Genomic DNA, 23793 nt, shown 5'->3' on the forward strand with positions numbered 1-23793 from the left:
TTTAAACTACAGGATTGACTATTGTTTCAATCACCTCTAAGGCAACACGCTCGCCTGAATTCAACGCTCCATTTACTGTTCCCCAATCGCCCATTAAGTCAGTTGCCTCACCTGCAAAAAACAAGTTATCATTCACTGCCTCAGCTAAAGCAACCCTGTCCGCTTCACTTCCTCCAGGCAAGGGGTAAGAGTAACCCCCTTTTATGAATTGATCGGCCGCCCAGTCTTTAATGATAAAAGCATCCTTAACCGTTGCTGATGCCCTGTTATCAAGAATACCATCCAATTCAAGCACTACTTCATTAATGGCATTGTTCCCTAACGCTCCCAATTCAATAGCCTTTGGTCCATTAATCGTTACTGACAAGATTTTGTTAAACTCACTTCTGCCAACACCAGCATTGAAGTAAAGAGGGCCATCGCTTCCTCCTAGAATAAATGAAGTGTCATCGCCCCATAAATTTTGTCTGAAATCGAGTACCATTCTTAAACTGGCATCCATTCCTATCTTAGACATGGCTGTGGTTTTTTCAGCAGGTAATGCCGGATTAAACTGAATATCTCCGCCTTTCAAAATAGAAATCGGAACAGCTACAATTACTTTATTAACAGTTACTACCTCCTGACTTTGATCTAGTGTGTTGGTAATTGTTAAGTCGATCGTTTCACCCTGATTATCAATTCTGGTTACTTTACTATTTAACTCAACAAGATCTACTGTTTGTGCAAAGCGTGAAATTAATATATCCTGCATCGGATTGTTAAGCATGATCAGTTCTTCATCATTTCTTTCCCGCTTAGAAAGTGCCTCTGCTACAGCGTCCGCACCTAGCGTTGCATTGCTAGTGCCATAGGCATTACCGATCTGTGAATTAAGAATGGTTTGCATCCGGCTGGTGATGCCCTGGGCACTGATGGCACTTTGCACTGTGCTGCCTGAGGCACTTGATAAATTGTTATAGAAATTCTGTGCTGCCAGAAATTCACTATCCAACACTGCTTCAGCTTCACTGCGCAACGCACCATCTATAATATATTTTTTTATAGATTGGCTTTGATACGGAAGCGTAGGTACACGCAATAAATCAATTGCTTCCGCCCAGGCACCATTAGTACCCAATACTCGCTCTGCACCAATCTCAACGGGAAAATCTTGTCGTGGAAAAGCATTAAACTCTGTGTTAAAGGCACGAATAGAGTAAATACGGCCACCCACGCGATTATTCGCTTCAAAAACCCTGACCTTAACACCCTTGCTTCTTAAAATATCCGCAGCAAATAGCCCTGCCGCCCCTGCGCCAATAATAGCCACCACGCCATCATACTTTATTTCCGGCCCTGGGTCGTTATTAACACAAGAAGACAACATACTTGGCAGGAGAAGTCCTGCTGACATACCAAAACCAAGTTGTTTAAGTGCTGATCTTCGATTCACGTGTAAATATTTAATGGAAAGATAAAGAACGTTATAGTTTTAAAGAAATTACAAGCATTTTCGCTCCATGAATGTCGATCATTCCCTTCAAGTAACAAAGTTAAAGCGAATAGCGATCGTAGGCCCGGAATGCACCGGCAAGACTTCTTTAGCCACGCAACTGGCCACTATCTGTAAAACTACCTGGGTACCCGAGTTTGCCCGCACTTATCTGGAAACCCTCGGAAGACCTTATGTTATTACAGATTTGTTGGATATTGCAAAAGGGCAGGCAGATCTGGAAGACAGCCTGGCACAGAATGCCAATCATTGGCTGATCTGTGATACTAATCTCCTAGTGATAAAAATATGGAGTGAATTTAAATATAACACCTGCCATCCATGGATATCAGAGAATGTTGTGAATCGGAATTACGATTTATATTTTTTAACAGATATTGACATGCCGTGGGAGGAAGATCCTCAGAGAGAAAATCCTGAACAACGTGAGGAGCTTTTCGGTTTATATAAAAAGGCACTAACCGACATGAAGGTAAAATATATACAACTTTCAGGTAATGAGGAAACGCGCATTGAAAAAGCAATGGCCGCTATAAAAGAAATGTAGCATGACTAAACATGATGCTTATGCAGCTTTAAAAGTAAAAGACTTCCGGTTGTTTGTGTCAGCCCGGTTTTTTATAACCCTGGCCATTAATCTGCAGGCCGTAATTGTTGGCTGGCAGGTGTACGACATCACCCACGACCCTTTGTCACTTGGCTTGATTGGTCTTGCGGAAGCCCTACCCTCCATTGCTGTTTCCTTATATGCCGGACACGTAGCTGACATGGTGCAGCGCAAAAAAATCATACTGATTTGCATTTCCATACTGGTTCTTTGTTCAATCGCACTCCTACTTTTCAGTTTAAACGCCAATGCACTCACTATTCAATATGGTGTTATACCCATCTATGCAGTAATTTTTCTGAGTGGCATCGCACGCGGTTTTTTAACGCCAGCCAACTTTGCCTACATGCCACAATTAGTGCCCCGAGAAATTTTCAAAAATGCAATTACCTGGAATAGCAGCTTCTGGCAAACAGCCTTGATTGCCGGACCTGCTTTGGGTGGATTTGTCTATGGTTTTTTTGGATTACAAACTGCATACATCGTTGATGTAAGCCTTACTTGCTTAGCACTGTTGCTCATTGCTTTTGTTTCATATAAACCATTACCACCAGCCACGAGCGAGCAAGGCACTAAAGAGAAAATACAAGCCGGTTTAAAATTTGTTTTTGGCAACAAAATAATTTTAGGCGCCATTTCACTCGACCTTTTTGCTGTATTATTTGGTGGCGCTGTGGCGCTGCTTCCCATCTTTGCCAAGGAAGTATTACATGCCGGTGCTGAGGCTCTTGGTCTATTGCGTTCTGCGCCCCCGGTAGGTGCTTTGCTTGTCGCTTTCTATTTTGCACATCATCCCATCAATAGTAATATGGGGAAAAAACTATTGTGGTCCGTAGCCGGCTTTGGCATCTGTATGATTGCCTTTTCACTCTCAACCAGTTTTTGGTTTTCACTTGCTATATTAATGCTTAGCGGCTGCTTTGATGGTGTGAGTGTTATCATCAGAAGCACGCTGTTACAGACGCTTACTCCGGAGAATATGAAGGGACGTGTTTCAGCCGTAAACAATATCTTTATTGGTTCATCAAATGAAATTGGCATGTTTGAGTCTGGCCTTGCTGCCCGTTTGATCGGTCTGGTGCCTTCCGTCATCTTTGGTGGGTGTATGACTTTACTAACCGTGGGCATAACCGCCTGGAAAGCACCGAGTCTCCGGAAACTACAAAAATTGGACTAGGGTGGACTAACTTTTTTGATCGATGGCTTTCATGTCATTTGATCTTTCTTTTCATTTGTAAATTAGCCCAGACCAACCATGAACCAACTCACAGGAGTTGAGCTTGCTCCTTATCATCAGAAAGTAACGGATCAGGCCAACGCCATTGCCAAACGAGCGACTTTCTCCTTTTTTCTAATCGGTATATTACTCGCTGCATTTTATAATACCTGGTCTGCCGCATTTTTTGGTGGTGTTGTACTGTTGGCATTATTCTTTGTCCCCCTGGCTATGGGCGCCTACAATCGCTTTTTGAATAGTTTCATTCTTGCTGGCTTTACCATTCAGTTTCATTATCAGTTGCAGGGTTTGCAGGCTTCGCACTTCTTTTACTTTGTTGTGCTAACCATTCTACTCTTTTACGAAGACTGGAAAGTGCTGATACCAGCTGCTTTATTGCACTTAATCTTTGTATCGCTTTTACACTTTAAAAGTGATCATACCTGGGTACAACCTTTTGTGCTACAAAGCGGTACTTTAAGTATAGGCGATTTTACTTTACATGTCTTGATTGTAGCTGCCTACACAGTACTTTGTGCCATGTGGTCTGAGCTACAGCATCGCCAAACAGGAGAGTCTGCGCGACAAGCAGCACAAATGCAAAAACAACTGGCCTTGATTGAGAGCAATCAACAATTTGCAGAAAGTATCAGTGAGGGCAAATTAAGTGCAGCATACCCTTCTGATAATCCCGATAGTTTAGGCTTATCGTTGCTGGCGATGCGTAAAAGTTTGTTGCAGGCAAACGAACGTGAAGAAAAGGAAAAATTTACTACACTCGGACTAGCTAACATTGGCGAGCTGCTCCGTACCCATGTTAATGAATTGCAAACACTTTGCGATACTGTGTTGGCTGAAATTATTGATTACATGAAAGCCAATCAGGGTAGTATTTTTACACTTGAGCATGAGGGTACGTCTAACGAACATCTCTTGTTAATGAGCTCACGTGCCTGGAACAGAAAAAAGTTTCAACAGAAAAGAATTGAAATCGGTCAGGGACTTATTGGGCAGGCGGCCATAGAAAAATCTACTATTTACATGACCGATGTTCCAGAAAACTACGTGGTTATTACCTCAGGATTGGGAGAAGCAAATCCTCGTTCCATCATTATTGTACCGCTGAAAAATGAAGAGCGTGTTGTTGGCGTGTTGGAATTAGCCTCATTTAAAAAATTTGAAAGTTATGAGATTGCGTTTTTAGAGAAGGTAGGAGAAAGCATTGCTTCAACTATTTTAAACTCACGCAGCAATGAACGCAACAAAGAATTGCTCGAACAGTCTGGTATGATGACGGAGCAGATGAAGGCACAAGAGGAGGAGATGCGCCAGAATATGGAGGAGATGCAGGCTACACAGGAAGAGATGGAGCGCGCACAGCGCATGCTTGCTGAGCAGGCACGCGAGGTCAATGAAAAGCAGAATAATTTAAATGCCCTGATTAACGCAACCAGTGATTCAATTATTGCGATGGATAAGCATTATCGAATTATTGTGATGAACGACACCCTGCGCAAACGCTATAAAGGCACACAGTACGAGGGATTGGATGTTGGTGCGGATGCCTTACAAACTTTAGGGGCAGTACGTGATGAGTGGAAAGCGCATTATGACCGTGCCTTGGCTGGAGAACATTTACAGTTTGTACTGAAGAGTTCTGTGAAAGGAGAGGATTCATTTAGAGAGTATTTTATCAATCCGATGATTGATGCGAAAGGGGCTGTGTTTGGCTTATCAGTTGTTTCGCGTGATGCAACACAAAGACATAAAGCCGAGGGCGAGACACAGCGGAGAGGTTTTATTATTAATGCATTGATCAATTTTACTAGCGATTCATATTTTGCCATTGACAAGGAATATAAAATTCTGATTGCAAATAATACGTTGAAGAATCGTTTTAAAGCATCTGGCATTGAATTGAGTGAAGGCACAAAAATTACAGAAGTGCTTTCGGCAGATGACTTAAAAATATGGCAGCTTCGCTACGACAAAGGACTTTCCGGAGAACGACAACACTTTACAGAAGAGAGCAGAACAGGTGAAAAAACTCTGTATCTGGAAGTTTTTGTAGAACCAATCTTAGATGATAAACAAGAAGTAATTGGATGTGCTGTGGTGAGCAGAGATATTACTGAACAAAGAGAGGCTATAGATAAAGCAGTTATGCTGGAAGCAGAACTGGCGGTGAAGAAGATAAGGTTTTAAAATCTTTTTGAGAATGAGTTGAAAGACGTAAATAGACTTTAGTGAATAATAATAGAGCTGCACACAATAGAAATACTTTCTGATGAAAGCAATTCACGTCTTATGCATACAAAATGTAAAGAGTGAATTAGTGAAAATGTATTAGGGGATTAGGGCACTACAGATCAGCGCCCGGTCTGCTCCGAAAAATTTTCGAAATTGAAATTGGAAAGGAAATTCTGTAAGCTTACAAGGTCAACATTCTCGGCAGACAACATTAAAAAGAAACGATCAGCAATACCTAAAAAAATTTGAGAGGATGCAGAACTGCTGCTATAGGTTTCCCATCCAACATAATTGGCTGCCTCAATATTCCTGGAGATTAATGAATCGGTTTCTAATACAGCATCATTTCTCCCACCCCTCATCGCTTGCTTAAACATGATTTGAGCATCTTTATAATCGAAGAGTAGAATCTTTACTTTTTGTTTGCCTTTAGAAAATCTGCGCTCGCAAACAGAGTAACGAACATCTCCGATTGCTTTTTGCGAACCACGCATATCCCCATCTTCATGAAAGCCGAGGATTTTATTGGGTATGAGTTTAGAGAGTGCTTCGGGCTGTAATAGTTTTTGTGCTGACAGTGTTTGTACTGACAATACTATTAAAACCACTAAGACTGTTAGCTTTATCACCTTGCTTATGTGCTAAGGTAAACGGCTAAATGGCAAATTTGTTATCATTTCCTTCAGTAAACCAAAATCGTTACCTTTCATTGAAACGGTAATCAGGTATCTGTCTGCATGATATACGTAGACCTGGCTAGTATTATTTTTCTTGTCGTAAACTTCTTTGGCTTTATTATTAGCAATGGCGGTATTTTTTGACTGAATTAAATCATTGTTAACCTCCTTACCCTCTTCCCAAACAGATGTTACTGAAGTGATGGCAGCAGCACTTTTGCGATAATCGATTACCACTATACTGATTGCCTCCTGGGCTTTCTTATATTGTTTAGCAGCAATAAAGTAAACGCTACCCTGAAGCTGTTGTTCGGATGAATGATTGTCTGCGTCCTCGCGGTAACCCGCAATTTCGGCAGGCAACCATGCTTTCAAATCTTCAGGTGTTTTTAATTCCTGTTGTGCAGGAAGTGTTATTGCACTGAGTAGAAATAGTATGAAGATGCCAACACTTTTCATAAAGACTGTTTTATACTTTGTTATTTTCCTGCTCTCAATGTTACACTATATTCTTTCACAGTGTCAATAAAACACTTCACTTTATCAACTTCCGTATCTGGGTATAGACCATGACCCAGGTTGGCAATGTGTGGATGTGTTCCAAATGCATCCAGCATCCTCTTTGTTTCTCTGCGCACATCATCAAGGCTTCCATAAAGTGCACATGGATCAAGATTGCCTTGTAGAACCTTATTGGGCAGCATTGTGATTGACTCTTGAATATCCATATTCCAATCCAAACCTACAACCTGACAAGGGAGTAAGTTCATCTCTTTTCTCGCAAAAAATGCTCCTTTTGCAAATACGGTTACTGGCACCTCGTTAATGGCATCACAGATTTGTCGAATGTAGTGTAGAGAAAACTCATTGTATTGATCTGGACTAAGTATTCCCGCCCATGAGTCAAATATCTGAATCAGGTCGGCACCGGCCGCGATTTGTCCTTTCAGGTAGTTGATGGTGCTTTGGGTAATCTTGTCGAGCAACTGATGGGCTAGCATTGGATTCGTGTAAAGCATTTTTTTTGCCTTACTGAATGTTTTGCTGCCTCCGCCTTCAATCATATACGAGAAGATAGTCCAGGGGGCGCCAGCAAAACCGATTAAGGGAACGCGTCCATTAAGCTCTTGCTTGGTTATTTTAATGGCATCAAGCACATATTGCAGGTCTCCAGCCTGAGCAATTCTTAGATGATGAACATCTGCTGCCGATTGGATGACTTTGGGGAAAACCGGCCCTTTTTTCTCTTCCATTTCATAGGTCAAGCCCATTGCTTCAGGGATAACCAGGATATCCGAAAATATAATGGCGGCATCAACCCCCAGTATATCAACAGGTTGAATGGTTACCTCTGCTGCCAGTGCTGGGGTAGTTACCAATGTTTTAAAGTCACCGGCTGATTCTCTGACCTTTCTATATTCGGGAAGAATGCGGCCTGCCTGACGCATAAGCCATACGGGGGTTTGATTAACGGATTCCGCTTTTGCTGCCCTTAAGAACAAACTATTACTATTCATAGGGCAAATTTACTATGGATTAGCAGCAAAAAAAGAGCCCACTTGCGTGGGCTCTTTTTAAATTACTCTTGACCTGTGGTTCTGGTATCCCAGAATACTCTTCTATCACTCAAATCTGTTCTTTGAATTGCTGCCAGATTAGGATTGGCATCAACCTCTTGTTGAGGATAAAATAATACTCTTGGAACACGTCCACCATTTCCAGGGCTCAATGTACCTGGAAGAAGTTGAAGAAGAGGATAACCTGTTCTTCTCCAGTCTGACCAAGGCTCACCAGTCACATGGTAGTTAGCAATATACTTCTCTTCAATTATTCTTCTCAACTGCTCATCTGTTGTACCTACTAAGGTTCCGTTGGTGACTAGATCACCATCTGGATCAGCCGCCATGTAAGCTGTTGCATCAGCCGCTGTCAAACCAGTATCAACAAAAGAGGCAGTAATGCCTGCTTGGAAGAAAGTTTGAGCAACCCCTGGAACACCGTATCGTAAAGCTAACTCTGCACGAATAAAATTGTATTCAGCAAAAGTAAGAATGTTTACAGGTGTATTCCCATTATATGCCAAGCCAGTTGTATTACTCACTGGCAGTGTTGGACCTGCTGGGATTGTTGTAGAGGTTACTGCACCTCTTACAAAAGTATGCACACGTGAGATTGCGTTAGTAACACTGCCATTTCCGAAGCCGTTCTGCAGACCCACATAACCAGTGGTACCTGTTGGCGGTGCTGCGTATAAGGCAGGGCTGAATGGAGATGGTGTAAAATACCTTGATCTGCGCAAGTCAGCTCTTGAATTCATTAGGTTAATAAGCGTAGAGCTTGTGCAAATATCATCTGTTCTGGATAAAATAAACTGATGATTAGGGTTTTGACGACCTGATGTAGTTTCAAAAGTCATTTGAAAATCATCTGCTGTAGATGCCATAAAAACAGTTGCCGGGTCATTCACAAAAGTTGTAATCACGTTTGTGTCGAAACCAGGAACATTTGCCATGTGCAAATACAATCTTAGCTTTAATGTGTTGGCTAGTCTGATCCAGCGCACAACATTTCCTGATCCACCATAAAAAAGATCATCAGTACCCACAGCGGCCAAGCTTGAAGTAGTATTTAAATCAACGATGGCTTCATTCAGCAGGGTAATTAATGCTGGATAAATTGTAGCATCATCATCAATAGCTGGCTGAAGATTAGATTCCCCTTTTAAGGCCTCCGAAAAAGGTGCATCACCCCAGTAATCAACAATAATACTGTAAGTGAATGCCTTCATTACTTTAGCCATACCAAAATAATGCGGATGTACATCAGAAGCTGGTTTTTTCAAAATTTCCTCTATATCAGCAAGAATGCCGCTATACAGGTTATTTCTCCAAACACCATTAATTTCTGTTGACGCTAATACGTACTTATCATAGTTCTCTGTCTGGCGACCATTCTGAGCAGCCAACTGCTGAGACCACAATGCTGAGTAGCGATGCAAATCGCTGGCCATAGTAAAGCCAAGTGAGGCCGTAACCGCAGGCATAATGAGCTGAGGCGGGTTACTTGAAGTTAGGTTAGGGCTAATATTATCGTCTATGAAATTATCACAGGAAGACGCAACTGAAAAAATCACTGCCAATAGCCCAGCCTTTAAATATTGATTTGTTTTCATATTCTTCATCTTAAAGGTTAGAACGTTAATTTTAATACAGCACCATAAGAGCGTGCATTTGGCATGGTGTTAAACTCTAAACCTTGCGAGTTTGTCGCACCAGTTAAGTTGGTTTCTGGATCGATGTGTGGCACATCTGTCTTCAACCATAGGTTTCTTCCGTTTACACCAATCTCCACTCTGCCGAAAGGAGTCTTATCTAACAATGCTTTAGGCAAAGAGTAGAAAATACTTGCTTCACGCAATCTTGTCCAAGAGGCATCGAATACACCTTCGCCAGGTACGGCAAAAGAGTAAAGGTCTTGCCAGTATGTTTGTGCTGATACCGGAGTAGTGTTAGTTGATCCGTCAGGATATACACCATCAATTACATATGTAACCAGTGGTAAGCCATCAGAACCAAAGCGAGGTTGTGCAGCTGTTTCTGCCGCTGTACCAGTTCTGCGTAAGTCGTTGATTACACGAGATAAGATATCACCACCATAGCGGAAGTCTAACAAGAAGGAAGCCGTAATACCCTTATAAGAGAAAGTATTTGTTATACCACCAGTCCAGCGTGGGTTCGGGTTACCTCTTAATATAGCATTGGGAGCAGAAGAAGGTCTGCCAGTGGCAGGGTTAATGATCAATCTTCCTTGTGCATCACGTAGTAAAGAGTTAGCATAGATCACACCATACTCCTGACCCGCTTCAATGCGTGTCTGAGCAGTTGTAAAACCACCAATAGCAATATTTTGCACACCTGGCGCAAGCTCTATTACATTATTCCTAACACGTGTCCAGTTAGCATCAATTGCCCAGGTAAAACCACTTACCTTAACAGGTACAGCCGTTGCTGACAATTCTATACCGTTTGACTCCAGTGTACCAGCATTCTTTGTTTGAGATGTAAATCCAGAAGCCGAGGCCACTGGAACATCCAGAATAATGTCTGTAGATCGAGTTGAGAAGTACGTTGCATCAATGCGTATACGGTCATTGAACAAACCTACCTCAGTACCTACTTCAAAGCTGCTTGTAAACTCAGGGCTTAACTTAGAGTTACCGGCAGTATTGCCATAAGTTCTACCAATACGTCCTCTGAATGGGAAAAGGATTTGAGGGCCAAAACCATCTCCAGGGTTAGCGGTACCATAGTATGTATCTGTTGAATAGATATCTGCCTCACGACCAACTTTTGCCCAGTTAGCTTTAACTTTTGCAAAAGTAATGATGTCATTCTTCAGACTCGGAACTGCTTCTGTTAAGATAAAGCTACTTGTTACAGAAGGGTAGAAGTAAGAGTTGCTTCCTTTCTTAAATGTAGAAGAAATATCATTTCTGCCAGTTACACCTAAGAACAACCAATCTTTATAGTTAGCCTGCACATCAGCATAAAAACCTACTAGGTTTCTTCTGAAACGGCTACCAGCTATTGGGTTATACGTTGTTGCATCTGTGATAATGTCAAAACCTGGGGTATTTGTACCACTACCAAAGAAACCATTATCCTGGCCTACGCGTAAGTTGATTTCATTACCAACAACTGCATTTAACTTGATGTCACCAAACTCCTGCTTGGCACTTACATTAAGGTAAGAAGATGTTTCCTGGTTATAAATCATTCTATCGCCAATGGCACCAATGCCTTGTACAGAGTGATTTACTTGACCTCTTGCACCAACAGCATCTACTGTTTTAATGCGTTGAATAAAGGCATCTGTACCAATTTTATAAGATGCAGATAACCAATCATTGAAATCATAAGCCATGCTTATAGTTCCTAAGAAACGGTTTACTTCATCAGACCATTTGTTTTGCTCTAATGTCCAATAAGGATTATCTGTATTTGCGTTAAAGTATACCTGTGAGCGGTCTGGTCTTATGTATGGATCTCCTTGCAAGTTGTAATTTCTTGGAATGAACCAACCTCGGAAAAGAGGGTTAGAAAGTTGATTACCAATCTGACTTCTTTCTGATGAGCTGTTAACATAGTTGGCCTGTACACCCACGTTGAATTTTGGAGTCATTTGAGTGGAGCCATTGAATCGGAAACTGTTTCTCTCCAATAAATTACCACGCAAAAAGCCACGATCTCTTAGGTTGTTATAAGAAACAAAGAAGTTTGACTTATCGGTCGCACCTTTAAAGGAGATATTGTGCTGTGCATTGTAACCAGTTTCGAACAAATCCTTTACGTTATCGGGATAGGCAACAAGAGGATGTGTTGCAGGCAATCCAAATAGTGCTTGATCTGCGGCAGAGTAGGCACTTGGTACATCCTGGCCCGCAATGATTGGGCCCCAGTTAGATTGGTCAGCATTAGGTTGATAAACCGGTGCAATAGGCACACCTGCAGCACTTAGTGATGTACCCGATGCATAAGTATTTTGGTAATCTGGTAAACGGTTTGGCTCATTGATGTTATATGAACCCGCGTACTCAACCATATTTTTGTTTTTACCCTGGCCCTTACCACTCTTGGTAGTAATTAGTATAACACCAGAGGCCGCACGAGAACCGTAAAGCGCTGCTGCAGCAGGGCCTTTCAACACAGTTAAAGAGGCGATGTCATCCTGGTTAATATCAATGGCTCTGTTTGAATTGGATACACCATTTTGAAGTGCTGTTCCACCACCACCGTTATTGATCGGAATACCATCTACAACAAATAGGGGTTGATTGCTTCCTGTAAAGGTTGTAAAGCCACGGATAAAGATAGCAGAAGATGAACCTGTCATACCGTTTGAACCGGCAACACGAACACCCGCAACCTTACCACTTAATGCGTTTACTACGTTGGTTGTTCTACCGACAGTAAGTTCTTCAGCCTTTACTTCCTTAACTGAGAATCCTAGTGTTTTTGACTCCCTCTCTATACCAAGCGCTGTTACAACAACTTCTGAGAGTTGGGTGACATCAAGGGCAAGAGAAATATCAACAACTGAACGATCTCCGATAACAATCTCCTGACTTTGGAGACCAATAAATGAGAATATCAGTGAGCCGCCTCCCGCTGGAACATTAAGTTTGTAATTTCCATCGGAGTCGGTAACTGTACCGTTTGTGGTGCCTTTAATCACCACGTTTACGCCCGGTAAGGATGAGCCATCCTCCGTAGAGGTTACTCGCCCTGACACGGTTCGTTCCTGGGCCATTACGCCAGAAAGCGCAAAGACCACTGCACTACATAGCAGTAGAAACTTCTTCATAGATTTAAGTTTAGGTTTAACTTCCACCAATTTACGTTATGTAGAGACAAAACAAAATACCCCGTCAATCTAATACGTTAAAATATTATTGGGCTTTTTCTTACATAAGAAGAATTTTACTGTATTTATTTGATTTACAGCAACCTGCATATCATTACCTAAACCGTGTAACTAATTTAGTTGCAATAAAAAAGCCAACCTTTTTCAAGGTTGGCTTTCCAAAATTTCGTTTTGCTTAACTTATGCTTGAGCAGCAGGCTCAACTATTACAGTTGACTTGTTTTCTCTGCCTTTTTTAAATACTACTACACCATTGGTTAATGCAAACAACGTATGGTCTTTGCCCATACCTACATTTTTACCAGGGTGGTGTTTGGTGCCGCGTTGGCGAACGATGATGTTGCCAGCAATTACACCCTGACCGCCAAACACTTTAATACCTAAGCGTTTGCTTTCCGATTCACGGCCGTTCTTTACTTTACCTTCACCTTTTTTGTGTGCCATATCTTTGTAATTCTAAATTTCAAATTTCAAATTTCAGATTTCAAATCTTAAGTTCCCTCTCCCCCCGGAAAGGGTTAGGATGAGGCTTAGCCAATATTCTCGATTTGAACTTTCGTGTATTGCTGACGGTGTCCGTTCTTCAGCGTATACCCTTTTCTTCTCTTCTTTTTAAAGACGATAACTTTATCACCTTTCACGTGCTCAAGGATTCTCCCAGAAACCTTAGCTCCGTTCACAGTTGGGGCGCCAACTTCAATCTTGCCTCCGTTATCGATAAGAAGAACTTTGTCGAAGCTAACATTAGCTCCGGCTTCGCCTTCCATCTTGGGTGCATAGATGAACTGGTCTTTAGCCACCTTAAACTGCTTTCCTGCGATGTCTACAATTGCGTACATATTTTTCCAAAAATTGGACTGCAAAGGTAGGAAAAGAATTGAAAATGGTGAGTATAGAGTTCAGAATATTATAAAAATGCCGTTTTAATGCCAAAAAACGTTGTTTTATACTAATTCAGCATACTTTTTTATCATTAAATCATTCCAAAAACTGTAAACGGAGATTGTTAACCCGTTATAATAAAGCTACTTAACAATATGGGTTTAGTACAATTCATTGAAATATAAGGCCTTGAAGTTAACCCACGACTTGCCATATCTTAACTGAAATACTGATACCCTTCTTACTGATTTAGGTTAGGGTGAGTAGTTGACTACACATAAGGATGTGACCACGTTTGTCTGTAAGAATGCAGCTTACTTTACGCTTTGAAAGTTGTTTGGCACGTTTACGACATAAAATGTCACTTTATTTTTAAGGTATTTTCAATTCATCAAAAATTAAAAATCTGATTAATAGGCACTTAAAAAAATCAATGTTAATTTTCATTGTGGATAAGTACCTCAAACAACCCTCCATCAATAGCCAATAACCGATTATTTAACAGCTACTTATCTATCAAAAAGCACCTCGACCTTACATGATTTTCACTACCTCCACCACTAAAGTAAAGGTTGTCTAAAAGGCGCTCGTTTTTCATCTTTGCAGACTTGACGCTTTTCGAAGTACCATCCACTCCCCTGATTGTGCTTCATCACTAGTCAACAAGAAAAAATTTATTGGAAAATTTTGTTTGGCGGAGCAGCAAAGCTGCAGCTGTCAAACGTATTAATATTTAGTTTTTTAATCTAAAACCCATTTTAAGAGCCATGAGTCAAGCATTACGGGAAGAACCCATCTTAAAGGAGAACAAGGACCGTTTCGTTCTCTTCCCTATTCAACAACACGACATCTGGAAATTTTATAAACAGGCAGAGGCCAGCTTTTGGACGGCCGAAGAAATTGATCTGAGCCACGATTTAAAAGATTGGGCCAACCTTAATGATGGCGAACGCCACTTCATTACACATGTATTAGCCTTTTTTGCCGCCAGTGATGGTATCGTTAACGAAAACCTGGCAGAACACTTTGTATCTGAAGTTCAGTATACTGAAGCTAAGTTTTTCTATGGCTTTCAAATTGCCATCGAAAACATACACTCTGAGACTTATTCCCTCTTAATAGACACATACGTTAAAGATCCTCGCGAGAAAGACAAGCTTTTTAATGGCATTGAAACCATGGACTGCGTGAAGAAAAAAGCAGAATGGGCTTTGCGTTGGATCGATAAAGGCAGCTTCCAGGAGCGCTTGATCGCTTTTGCTGCCGTTGAGGGTATTTTCTTCTCTGGCTCTTTCTGCTCTATCTTCTGGCTGAAGAAGCGTGGTTTAATGCCGGGGCTTGCCTTCTCCAATGAATTAATTTCCCGCGATGAAGGTTTACACTGTGACTTTGCTTGTCATTTATACATGCAACATGTAGTGAATAAATTGCCGGAACAAACGGTGATCGACATCATTAAAGATGCTGTAGAGATTGAAAAAGAATTTGTAACGGACGCACTGCCGGTAAATCTAATTGGTATGAATGCCGAGCAAATGCGCCAATACATTGAATTTGTGGCCGATCGCTTGTTAATCGAGCTCATCGGCAAGAAAATTTATAACGCAACTAACCCATTCGACTTCATGGACATGATCTCGCTTCGTGGCAAAACCAACTTCTTCGAAAGAAGAGTGGGCGAATACCAAAAAGCAGGCGTGAAGAACAGTGCCGATAAAGAAAGTGCGCCTAAGTTTTCGTTGAACGAAGATTTTTAATATCTTCAAACACCTAAATCATTTTTTAAACTTTTAACAACCCAACAACAACCATGCTCGTCATCAAAAGAGACGGACACCGCGAGTCCGTAAAGTTTGACAAGATCACAGCACGCATAGAGAAGCTTTGCTACGGTTTAGATCAGCGCTATGTAAATCCTGTGGAAGTGGCCATGAAAGTAATCAATGGCCTGTATGATGGTGTTACCACCCAAGAGTTGGATAACCTCGCTGCTGAAATTGCCGCCACCCTGACGACAAAGCACCCGGATTTCGCAAAGCTTGCGGCTCGTATCGCTGTTTCGAATCTGCATAAAGTAACAAGTAAGTCTTTCTCCAACACGATGAAGAGACTTTACACGTATGTAGATCCCAAGACTGGTGAAAATGCTCCATTAGTTTCTAAAGAAACCTGGCGCATTGTGCAGGCTAATGCTGCCGAACTGGATGAGGCCATCATCTACGACCGCGATTTCGGTTACGACTATTTCGGCTTTAAAACCCTGGAGAAATCTTACCTGATGAAAATCGATGGCAAAGTCATCGAACGTCCACAACATTTAATTATGCGTGTGGCCGTTGGTATTCACGGAGAAGATATTCCTGCTGCTATTGAAACTTATCACCTCATGTCTGAGAAGTGGTTTACCCACGCAACGCCTACCCTATTCAACGCGGGTACGCCTAAGCCTCAGCTTTCTTCATGTTTCTTGTTAACCATGAAGGACGACAGCATTGATGGTATTTATGATACTTTAAAGCAGTGTGCAAAAATTTCGCAATCAGCAGGTGGTATCGGATTAAGCATACACAACATCCGCGCGAAGGGTTCTTATATTAAAGGAACTGGCGGAACCTCTAACGGTATTGTACCCATGCTCCGCAATTTCGACATGACAGCACGTTATGTTGATCAGGGCGGTGGTAAGCGCAAAGGAAGCTTTGCAATTTACCTTGAGCCATGGCATGCTGATATTTTCGATTTCCTTGACTTAAAGAAAAACCACGGTAAAGAAGAGATGCGCGCACGCGATCTATTCTATGCCATGTGGATCTCAGATCTTTTCATGAAGCGCGTGGAGAGCAACGAAATGTGGTCGCTCTTCGATCCTAATGAAGCACCCGGTCTTGCCGATGTATACGGAGATGAGTTTGAAAGACTTTACGAGAAATACGAAAAAGAAGGCAAAGCCCGCAGACAAATAAAAGCACAAGACCTTTGGTTCGAGATCCTTGAATCACAGATAGAAACCGGAACGCCTTACATCTTATATAAAGATGCTGCTAACAAGAAATCGAACCAGAAGAACCTGGGTACGATCAAGAGCAGTAACTTATGTACAGAAATAATGGAGTACACTTCTCCTGATGAAGTAGCGGTATGTAACCTGGCTTCTATTGCACTACCTAAGTTTGTAACTGAAGAGGGTGTTTTCGATCATCAGCGTTTATATGAAATCACGAAAGTGATTACACGCAATTTGAACAAGGTAATTGATGTTAATTATTACCCTGTAGAGGAAGCGCGCTATTCTAACTTGCGTCACCGTCCTATTGGTATTGGCGTACAAGGTTTGGCTGATGCTTTCATTATGTTGCGCATGCCTTTCGATTCAGATGAAGCGAAGAGACTGAACGAAGATATTTTCGAAACCATTTACTACGGAGCCATGGAAGCTTCTATGGAATTGGCGAAGAAAGATGGTGCTTATGAAACCTTTAAAGGCTCTCCTGTATCAAAAGGTATTTTCCAATTTGATATGTGGGGTGTAACACCGAAGAGCAATCGTTGGGATTGGGATGCCCTGAAGCGTGAAGTAAAACAAAACGGTGTGCGTAATTCTTTGTTATTAGCACCGATGCCTACCGCCTCTACTTCACAGATTCTGGGCAATAACGAGTGCTTCGAGCCGTATACTTCAAACCTGTACACACGCAGAACACTTTCTGGTGATTTCATCCTAGTGAATAAATACCTGATGAAGGATTTGATTGAACAAGGTCTTTGGAATGAAACCATGCGCCAGAAATTAATTGGTGCTAATGGTTCTGTTCAGAGCATTCCTGAAATTCCTCAAAACCTGAAAGACATTTATAAAACTGTTTGGGAGATTTCTCAGAAAGTAATTATTGATATGTCTGCTGAGCGGGGTGCTTACATCTGTCAGTCGCAGAGCTTGAACATACACATTACAGACCCTAATTTCGGTAAGCTTACCTCTATGCATTTCTATGCATGGAAGAAAGGCTTGAAGACAGGTATGTACTACTTGCGTTCTACTTCTGCCGCGGATGCCATTAAGTTTACGCACGATAAAACAGCAAGTCAGCAAACGGTTACAGCGGATGCTGGTGTGGCTGCTCCTGTAATGGCTGAAGCTGCACTTGTTGGCCAGATGCAGAAGAGCATCGACTACGAAGCACGCGTAGCTGACTACGAACAAAAGAAATCTGACATGGCCTGCTCACTGGATGATCCGGATGGATGCGAGGCGTGTGGATCTTAAGAAGCAAGAATTTAGAAGCTAGAATTTAGAAGTTGGAGGCTCGAAATCTCCTCTTCTTTTAAAAAATAACCAACCCCCTCAGTAGCTGTGAAAACAGTTTTGACGGGGTTTTTTTATAAAAAAACCAGACAAGATTACTCCAGTCTGGTTTGTGATTGAAAGATCACCGAGGTTAAGCACCTCAGTAACTTTTGGTTTAGCGATTTAAAGTTATGAATTCTTTCAACTCCACAAACTCTTGGGAGTAAAATCGGTCGAATATTGGGGATTGTGGTTTAATCCTCTACTTAAATTTTTTAAAAAGCTTAGTAAGCAATTTTTTAATGTCTGTTTTCAACAGCTAATCCATCCCTTCAAGGAAGGCAGGATATTTTTTGTCATTTTTTTTAAAACTTCAAATTAATCAACATGCCAAACATTTCATTAACAGATTATATCGATTGTATTAGTCGATCTTCATTTTCAAAAGCGAGTAAAGTAAAATCAATTTTTCAAAGGCCATCCTATAATCCCGCATTTGACTTCTATAAGGATCTTAGAGAAGAAATTATTGAGGTTAATTTCAAAAATTTGGGTAAGGAGAAACTACTTGAATTCTTAAACGGCTACAGTGGGTCAAAGAAATTCAAGAGGTACAAGTCTCTACTCGATGGTTATCTAAAATTTGTAGGCAGAAAAAGAACTACTTGGTTCACCCCACAAACTGCTTATTGGTCTTATCAAAATTTATCAGTGAAGGTAAATCCAGAGATTGGTATCACGGTGAACGGAGATAGTTACCTAATTAAGTTATACTTCAAAGAAACACCTATTAAAAGAGACAGTGTTAAGCTAATCCTATCAATGATGGAAAATACTTTAGGGTCTGGTATTCATACTGGCTACAAATGTGCTATACTTGATGTTGAAAGGGGGAAATTGCATTATCTAAAAACTAAATCTCCTGAAATCACAGATTTAATGAATGCTGAGGCAGAATATTTCTTAAAGCTCTGGGAAAGCTTGGAAAGCAAAGCTGCTTAATTGAAAGGCTGCTCAAAAAATGAGCAGTCTTTTCTTTTTATATCATTTTAACTTTAAATGTGCAATTTTGAATTATTATGGGAAGAGTCATGGCCATAGATTATGGTACCAAACGTACAGGCATTGCAGTAAGCGATAGCAACCGCATTATTGCTACCCCCTTGGAAACAGTGGCTTCTCATGAATTGTTAAAATTCATTCAAACTTATACCCAAAAAGAGGTGGTGGATGAATTTGTGGTGGGCATGCCCAAAACACTAAGTAATGAAGACTCTGAAATAGCCCCACTCGTGCGCAAATTCGTAGAAAATTTGAAAAAGACTTTCCCTGATAAAACCGTGCATCTGGCTGACGAACGCTTTACATCATCCATGGCACTGCAAAGCATGATTGACGGAGGTATGAAGAAAAAAGACCGCCAGGTAAAGGGTAATGTCGATAAAATAAGCGCTACGATTATTTTACAGGCGTTTATGGACACGATCAAACGTTAAGAGACTTTAGACATTAGATGTAATTTCTGATCTTGCTACTAAAGTCTTATGTCTAAAGTCTTATTACTAATGTCTAGCAGAACCATTAAATTTGCCCCATGATTTACCCTATTGTTGTTTACGGAGATCCTGTGTTGCGCCAGAAGGCTAAGGACATCGAGAAAGGAACGGATATGAAACAGCTTATTGCTGACATGTACGAAACCATGGAGGCTGCCAATGGTATTGGTCTGGCTGCTCCTCAGATCGGCAAGAGCATTCGTTTGTTTGTTGTTGATGCAACCGGCATTGAGAAGGAGGATGAAGAAGATGAAGACATGGGTAATTTTAAAATGGCTTTCATTAATGCCCAGATTCTGGATGAAGAAGGAGAAGAATGGGAGTTTGAAGAGGGTTGTTTAAGTATACCTAATTTACGCGAAGGGGTTTTCAGGCAGGAAACAGTGCGCATACGTTATTACGATGAGCAATGGAATCTGAAAGAAGAAACCTATGATGGTATGAAGGCGCGCATCATTCAACATGAGTACGATCATATCGAGGGTAAGCTGTTTATTGATTATTTGTCACCTTTTAAAAAGCGTTTGTTGAAAGGCAAGCTGGCTGATATTACCAAGGGTAAGGTAAATGCGGAGTATAGAATTGCTATCCCAAAGTAAAAGACATAAGTAATAAGACTTAAGCAATCTGTGATGCACTCTAAACTCCCCGATGTAGGCACTACCATTTTTGCAGTCATGTCAAAAATGGCGGTAGAAAATAATGCAATCAATCTGTCGCAGGGCTTTCCCGACTTTCCGCTCGACAGCAAACTCGTTAACCTGGTAAGCAAAGCCATGCAGGAGGGTCATAATCAATATGCGCCTATGCCTGGCTTGCCTGCACTACGCCAAGTGATTGCGCAGGTTATACAAAACACCTATCAGAAATCAGTTGATGCGGATAGTGAAATAACCATTACTGCTGGTGGTACGCAAGCGCTGTTTTCTATTCTGCAAGCCTTGGTGCATCCGGGTGATGAAGTCATTGTTTTCGATCCAGCTTACGACTCCTATAACCCTGCTATCCGTTTAAGTGGTGGTGTGCCTGTTCATCTTAATTTAAAGGCACCATCGTTCAGCATTGACTGGCAGGAAGTAGAAACAAAAATAAATGCCCGTACTAAAATCATCATGGTGAATACACCCCACAACCCTAGTGGGGCTGTGTTTAGCGAAAGAGATATTCAAGAGTTGGAGCGTATTGCGCTCAAATACAATTTGATTGTATTAAGTGATGAAGTGTACGAACGCATCATCTTTGATGATAAAAAACATTACAGCGTTTTAGCAAGACCTGCTTTAGCGAATAATAGCATCGCTGTATTCTCTTTTGGTAAAACCTTTCATGCTACAGGCTGGAAAACTGGTTATGTTGTAGCACCTCCAGCCCTGACCAAGGAAATCAGAAAGGCACATCAGTTTATTGTGTTCAGTGTGAACACTCCTATACAGGTGGCCTTAGCTGAGTATATGAAAACGCCTGAGCATTATAATAGCCTGGGTAAATTCTATCAGCAAAAACGCGATCAGTTCTTAAGTTTTATCAAAGGTAGCAGCCTGCAGCCACTCAATTGTTACGGATCTTATTTTCAATTGCTTTCTTATGAAGGTATTTCGAAACAAGGCGACATGGCTATGGCTGAAGAATTAACCATCAAACACAAAGTAGCCTCTATTCCTGTTTCTGTTTTTTACCAGGATAAGCGTGACGATAAATTATTGCGCTTCTGTTTTGCAAAACAAGATGAGACTATGGAGAAGGCGGGGGAGATTTTAAGGAAGATTTAATCTAGAAGCTAGAGGTTGGAGGCTGGAGATTGGAAGTTAGAGTTTGATAATAATGGTCATGGATATAGTCAACCAAAATATAACTTAGACTTCATCTGTTCAATCTGTATTGATTACTTCATTAGCACATCAGCACATCAAAACAGATTGCTTCCTCACCCTACGCATCACCAACCCTTCGTTCATCGCAATGACGTGCATTAAATTAAAGAATTAGCACATCAACGAATCAACTCATCAGCACATCAACGAATCAATTACTTCATCTCAGCAATCCACTTTCTTACTAACTCCACTCCTTCCGTATGGGTAAGTTGTCGACCGAGTTCGGGCATCATAATACCAGGATGTGTTGATTCAATTCTGAATTGTAAAATGGATTGATCGGGTTGACCGGGCACAATGCTATACAATCTTCCCCCCGATCCTTTGCCAGCGGCTACGGGTGCCTTGCCTACACCCAACACACGTGTATCTTTTTCACTGGCCAATAAATACAAGCCGCTGTTTTTAGCAGGGCCATCTCTACGATGGCAATGGGCACAATTGATTTCCAACCAGGCCCTCGCTCTCAATTCGACAGATGCTTTTTCATCTTCATAAGCTGTTAAGAACTTTATAGAAGACAAGTCAGGAAGACCATCGATCATATCATGTGTTTGCCAGTAGATCAATTGATTCTCTTCACCTGTTGCATAAGTGTATTCACCATTGAGCTGTCGTGCAGAAGGGCCGATAGGCATTACTTTATCGCCACGCAAGTGGCAGCCCTTACATTGATTCATATTAGGCACTGAATAGCTGATACTCTTCAATTCTCCATTGTAATGCGCCCAGCTTACTGGAATATTTTTTCCAGCAATGTCTAAATACGCTTCTGTTTGTTCATCATTCCAGATGTAAGGAAGTGCTTTCCAACCATCGGCTTCATGTAAAAGTAGTCTCGTCTCGAGAATCCTGATGTTTTCTTGTGGCTTTCTGAAATCTGCCGGATAATAAAAGTTTTTAATTAACGTAGTGCCTATTGGAAAATCAAGTACATCGTCTGCATTGTACACCACCTTGGCTCCTGCAGGTAATTTTACAAAGCGCGCTTTAAAGGCATAATCAGAAAAAAGGGCCGAGTTTAATTGATAAGGTGTTATGCCTTCTGACGGGTTTAATTCTTTTAGAGGACCTTTAAAAAAACCGTATTCAGAAAGCGTTGCTTTACCTATATGCGATAAATCCACCTGCTCCTCTACAACCGCTACCACTTCTTTATCTTTCTTTGGCGAACATGCTACGATTAATAAAATGAGACATGCAAAGTGAAAGCAATGATCTTTCATTTTACTGACAAGCATATTTCTTTACATCTTTTGAAAGATTGGCAAAGTCATTGGCTGCATCTAAATCCATGAAAACAATTTCTCCACTTTCGTTGATACAAATTTCCCGGTTGGCATTGTTAGGATCGGCTATGCCATCAAAAGCAATGTCTGGAGGACTCATGAAGGATTTTAACATAAACAGTTTTCCAAAATCACTGCTCATATCAGGAAACCAGTTGCTGTTAGCGAAACGGTTGTTATGTATTTTTATTTTATAAGGATAACCATTGTATAGTGTATCTAATTTATAGTTGTTATCCACAGTTTGTACACCACCAATATTTTCTTCCTGTTGTACTTCGCCTTCGTTCATGGCTGCTACTAAATCATAACTTACAATACCTATGCCAATGGTTGTATTATCTTTTATATCGTTATCTGTTATTTCTAAGTCATGCGTGGCTAACACCATAAAGCCGGTGCCGGGCGGTATGCTCGCTACAATATTTCCTTTAGCAGCAAAGTTTTCATGGTTGTTATCATGTACATTGTTATTATACACTTTTGTATTGTAACCGTATTGTGTTAGTCCTGGTAAATCAAAAACTAAAATGCCGCCTGTGTTTTCATAAGCTTCATTTCCATAAATTTCAACCCATCTTGAATTCTCACTTTCAATACCTGCTACATTCCAATAGGCTTTACTGTTTCGGATGATCACTGAATCCGATTGACCAACATAAATACCCGCATCAGAAGAGCCCATGGCGATGCATTCATCGATCAATACATTTTTGCAAAGCACCGGGTAAAGTGCATAAGCACCATTTTCTGTTTTAGGGCCATCTGCCCACGAAGAAGAGATACGCAAAAAAGTAATGCCATTCACATCGCTTACTTTAACATTATCTCCTTTTGCATCTTCTATTGCGAAATCCTGCAAGGCAATATTTTTACCATTGCTTATTTTTAAACCTTCAGCTCCTTCCGTTTGGTTTTTCCACGACAAGATAGTTTTATCTATACCCTTGCCCCTAATCAATATGTTTGACTTGCCGTCCATGCTCAAACTTTTTGTAAACATGAAATAACCTTCGGGCAGATCAATCGTGTCACCATCTTCGAGGGTGATTAACTGGGTTTGCAGATTTTTTTCTATGCTCTGCCATGTTACCTCGCCTCGCTTATTTGAGTAATCTTTACAGGCAATCATGGCTAGTGCTAAGATGGGCGTGAGAAAATATTTCATAAAATTGGTTGGTGGGTGAATATACTAAAAAGTGTCTTTACATCAAATCCGTCAGACCGCTGTTTACTTCC

The 23793-nt window shown here is 41.1% G+C and carries 19 protein-coding genes; 9 read left to right on the forward strand and 10 right to left on the reverse strand.

From position 1 onward, the window contains the following. Position 1: 1 nt before the first annotated feature. Positions 2–1435 (reverse strand): flavin monoamine oxidase family protein, encoded by a 1434-nt coding sequence (locus ACO1XM_RS09280; protein WP_486228160.1) that lies wholly within the window; start codon positions 1433–1435, stop codon positions 2–4. A 67-nt stretch (positions 1436–1502) separates the two neighbouring features. Between ACO1XM_RS09280 and ACO1XM_RS09285 the strand changes: the two genes are divergently transcribed. From ACO1XM_RS09285 to ACO1XM_RS09295, 3 genes are all read left to right on the forward strand, one after another. Next, positions 1503–2042, forward strand: a complete 540-nt coding sequence (locus ACO1XM_RS09285; protein ID WP_486228161.1) for an AAA family ATPase — start codon at positions 1503–1505, stop codon at positions 2040–2042. A gap of 1 nt (position 2043) precedes the next feature. Beyond that, on the forward strand, positions 2044–3279 hold the full coding sequence (locus ACO1XM_RS09290; RefSeq protein WP_486228163.1) for an MFS transporter: 1236 nt from the start codon (positions 2044–2046) through the stop codon (positions 3277–3279). 78 nt (positions 3280–3357) lie between these two features. Beyond that, positions 3358–5523: a PAS domain-containing protein gene (locus ACO1XM_RS09295; protein ID WP_486228165.1), complete on the forward strand. Its 2166-nt coding sequence runs from the start codon at positions 3358–3360 to the stop codon at positions 5521–5523. A gap of 164 nt (positions 5524–5687) precedes the next feature. Here the strand turns inward: ACO1XM_RS09295 and ACO1XM_RS09300 are convergent, their stop codons facing one another. From ACO1XM_RS09300 to rplU, 7 genes are all read right to left on the reverse strand, one after another. After that, the gene (locus tag ACO1XM_RS09300; protein ID WP_486228167.1) at positions 5688–6197 is read right to left on the reverse strand and encodes a hypothetical protein; all 510 of its coding nucleotides are present in this window, start codon (positions 6195–6197) and stop codon (positions 5688–5690) included. A 12-nt stretch (positions 6198–6209) separates the two neighbouring features. Continuing rightward, entirely contained in the window at positions 6210–6704 is a 495-nt protein-coding gene (locus ACO1XM_RS09305) for a hypothetical protein (protein WP_486228169.1), read from the reverse strand. Positions 6705–6724: 20 nt separating this feature from the next. After that, positions 6725–7762: a uroporphyrinogen decarboxylase gene (gene hemE / locus ACO1XM_RS09310; protein ID WP_486228171.1), complete on the reverse strand. Its 1038-nt coding sequence runs from the start codon at positions 7760–7762 to the stop codon at positions 6725–6727. A gap of 62 nt (positions 7763–7824) precedes the next feature. After that, a complete protein-coding gene (locus ACO1XM_RS09315) occupies positions 7825–9417 on the reverse strand; it encodes a SusD/RagB family nutrient-binding outer membrane lipoprotein (protein ID WP_486228173.1) in 1593 nt (530 codons plus the stop codon). 17 nt (positions 9418–9434) lie between these two features. Continuing rightward, entirely contained in the window at positions 9435–12608 is a 3174-nt protein-coding gene (locus ACO1XM_RS09320; protein ID WP_486228175.1) for a SusC/RagA family TonB-linked outer membrane protein, read from the reverse strand. A 240-nt stretch (positions 12609–12848) separates the two neighbouring features. Then, a complete protein-coding gene (gene rpmA, locus ACO1XM_RS09325) occupies positions 12849–13112 on the reverse strand; it encodes a 50S ribosomal protein L27 (protein ID WP_127123172.1) in 264 nt (87 codons plus the stop codon). A gap of 86 nt (positions 13113–13198) precedes the next feature. Further along, on the reverse strand, positions 13199–13507 hold the full coding sequence (rplU, locus tag ACO1XM_RS09330) for a 50S ribosomal protein L21 (protein ID WP_486228178.1): 309 nt from the start codon (positions 13505–13507) through the stop codon (positions 13199–13201). An 810-nt stretch (positions 13508–14317) separates the two neighbouring features. On the opposite strand from rplU, the gene ACO1XM_RS09335 reads away from it, so the two are divergent. From ACO1XM_RS09335 to ACO1XM_RS09360, 6 genes are all read left to right on the forward strand, one after another. Then, a complete protein-coding gene (locus ACO1XM_RS09335; RefSeq protein WP_486228180.1) occupies positions 14318–15307 on the forward strand; it encodes a ribonucleotide-diphosphate reductase subunit beta in 990 nt (329 codons plus the stop codon). 53 nt (positions 15308–15360) lie between these two features. Further along, complete coding sequence (locus ACO1XM_RS09340) at positions 15361–17814, forward strand: ribonucleoside-diphosphate reductase subunit alpha (RefSeq protein WP_486228182.1); 2454 nt, start codon at positions 15361–15363, stop codon at positions 17812–17814. A gap of 408 nt (positions 17815–18222) precedes the next feature. Further along, on the forward strand, positions 18223–18837 hold the full coding sequence (locus ACO1XM_RS09345; RefSeq protein ID WP_486228184.1) for a hypothetical protein: 615 nt from the start codon (positions 18223–18225) through the stop codon (positions 18835–18837). Positions 18838–18914: 77 nt separating this feature from the next. Further along, the gene (ruvX, locus tag ACO1XM_RS09350) at positions 18915–19331 is read left to right on the forward strand and encodes a Holliday junction resolvase RuvX (protein WP_486228186.1); all 417 of its coding nucleotides are present in this window, start codon (positions 18915–18917) and stop codon (positions 19329–19331) included. Positions 19332–19429: 98 nt separating this feature from the next. After that, positions 19430–19990 carry a peptide deformylase gene (def, locus tag ACO1XM_RS09355; protein WP_486228188.1) on the forward strand — a complete coding sequence of 187 codons (561 nt, stop codon included), beginning with the start codon at positions 19430–19432 and terminating at the stop codon, positions 19988–19990. 33 nt (positions 19991–20023) lie between these two features. Continuing rightward, positions 20024–21160, forward strand: coding sequence for a methionine aminotransferase (locus ACO1XM_RS09360; protein WP_486228190.1), 1137 nt, complete (start codon positions 20024–20026; stop codon positions 21158–21160). Between the two features lie 257 nt (positions 21161–21417). Here the strand turns inward: ACO1XM_RS09360 and ACO1XM_RS09365 are convergent, their stop codons facing one another. Then, positions 21418–22506, reverse strand: coding sequence for an SO2930 family diheme c-type cytochrome (locus tag ACO1XM_RS09365; protein WP_486228192.1), 1089 nt, complete (start codon positions 22504–22506; stop codon positions 21418–21420). Beyond that, positions 22493–23722 (reverse strand): parallel beta-helix domain-containing protein, encoded by a 1230-nt coding sequence (locus ACO1XM_RS09370; RefSeq protein ID WP_486228194.1) that lies wholly within the window; start codon positions 23720–23722, stop codon positions 22493–22495. The genes ACO1XM_RS09365 and ACO1XM_RS09370 overlap by 14 nt, the downstream gene beginning before the upstream one ends. Between the last annotated feature and the right edge of the window lie 71 nt (positions 23723–23793).

This window comes from Chryseotalea sp. (assembly GCF_057350905.1).

Bases quoted from the DNA above. Each gene is read 5' to 3' on its own strand.
- def (WP_486228188.1), top strand. From the start codon at position 19,430: ATGATTTACCCTATTGTTGTTTACGGAGATCCTGTGTTGCGCCAGAAG.
- ACO1XM_RS09340 (WP_486228182.1), top strand. From the start codon at position 15,361: ATGCTCGTCATCAAAAGAGACGGACACCGCGAGTCCGTAAAGTTTGAC.
- ACO1XM_RS09335 (WP_486228180.1), top strand. From the start codon at position 14,318: ATGAGTCAAGCATTACGGGAAGAACCCATCTTAAAGGAGAACAAGGAC.
- hemE (WP_486228171.1), bottom strand. From the start codon at position 7,762: ATGAATAGTAATAGTTTGTTCTTAAGGGCAGCAAAAGCGGAATCCGTT.
- ACO1XM_RS09345 (WP_486228184.1), top strand. From the start codon at position 18,223: ATGCCAAACATTTCATTAACAGATTATATCGATTGTATTAGTCGATCT.
- rplU (WP_486228178.1), bottom strand. From the start codon at position 13,507: ATGTACGCAATTGTAGACATCGCAGGAAAGCAGTTTAAGGTGGCTAAA.
- rpmA (WP_127123172.1), bottom strand. From the start codon at position 13,112: ATGGCACACAAAAAAGGTGAAGGTAAAGTAAAGAACGGCCGTGAATCG.
- ACO1XM_RS09290 (WP_486228163.1), top strand. From the start codon at position 2,044: ATGACTAAACATGATGCTTATGCAGCTTTAAAAGTAAAAGACTTCCGG.
- ACO1XM_RS09295 (WP_486228165.1), top strand. From the start codon at position 3,358: ATGAACCAACTCACAGGAGTTGAGCTTGCTCCTTATCATCAGAAAGTA.
- ACO1XM_RS09315 (WP_486228173.1), bottom strand. From the start codon at position 9,417: ATGAAAACAAATCAATATTTAAAGGCTGGGCTATTGGCAGTGATTTTT.
- ACO1XM_RS09320 (WP_486228175.1), bottom strand. From the start codon at position 12,608: ATGAAGAAGTTTCTACTGCTATGTAGTGCAGTGGTCTTTGCGCTTTCT.
- ACO1XM_RS09365 (WP_486228192.1), bottom strand. From the start codon at position 22,506: ATGCTTGTCAGTAAAATGAAAGATCATTGCTTTCACTTTGCATGTCTC.
- ruvX (WP_486228186.1), top strand. From the start codon at position 18,915: ATGGGAAGAGTCATGGCCATAGATTATGGTACCAAACGTACAGGCATT.
- ACO1XM_RS09285 (WP_486228161.1), top strand. From the start codon at position 1,503: ATGAATGTCGATCATTCCCTTCAAGTAACAAAGTTAAAGCGAATAGCG.
- ACO1XM_RS09360 (WP_486228190.1), top strand. From the start codon at position 20,024: ATGCACTCTAAACTCCCCGATGTAGGCACTACCATTTTTGCAGTCATG.
- ACO1XM_RS09305 (WP_486228169.1), bottom strand. From the start codon at position 6,704: ATGAAAAGTGTTGGCATCTTCATACTATTTCTACTCAGTGCAATAACA.
- ACO1XM_RS09370 (WP_486228194.1), bottom strand. From the start codon at position 23,722: ATGAAATATTTTCTCACGCCCATCTTAGCACTAGCCATGATTGCCTGT.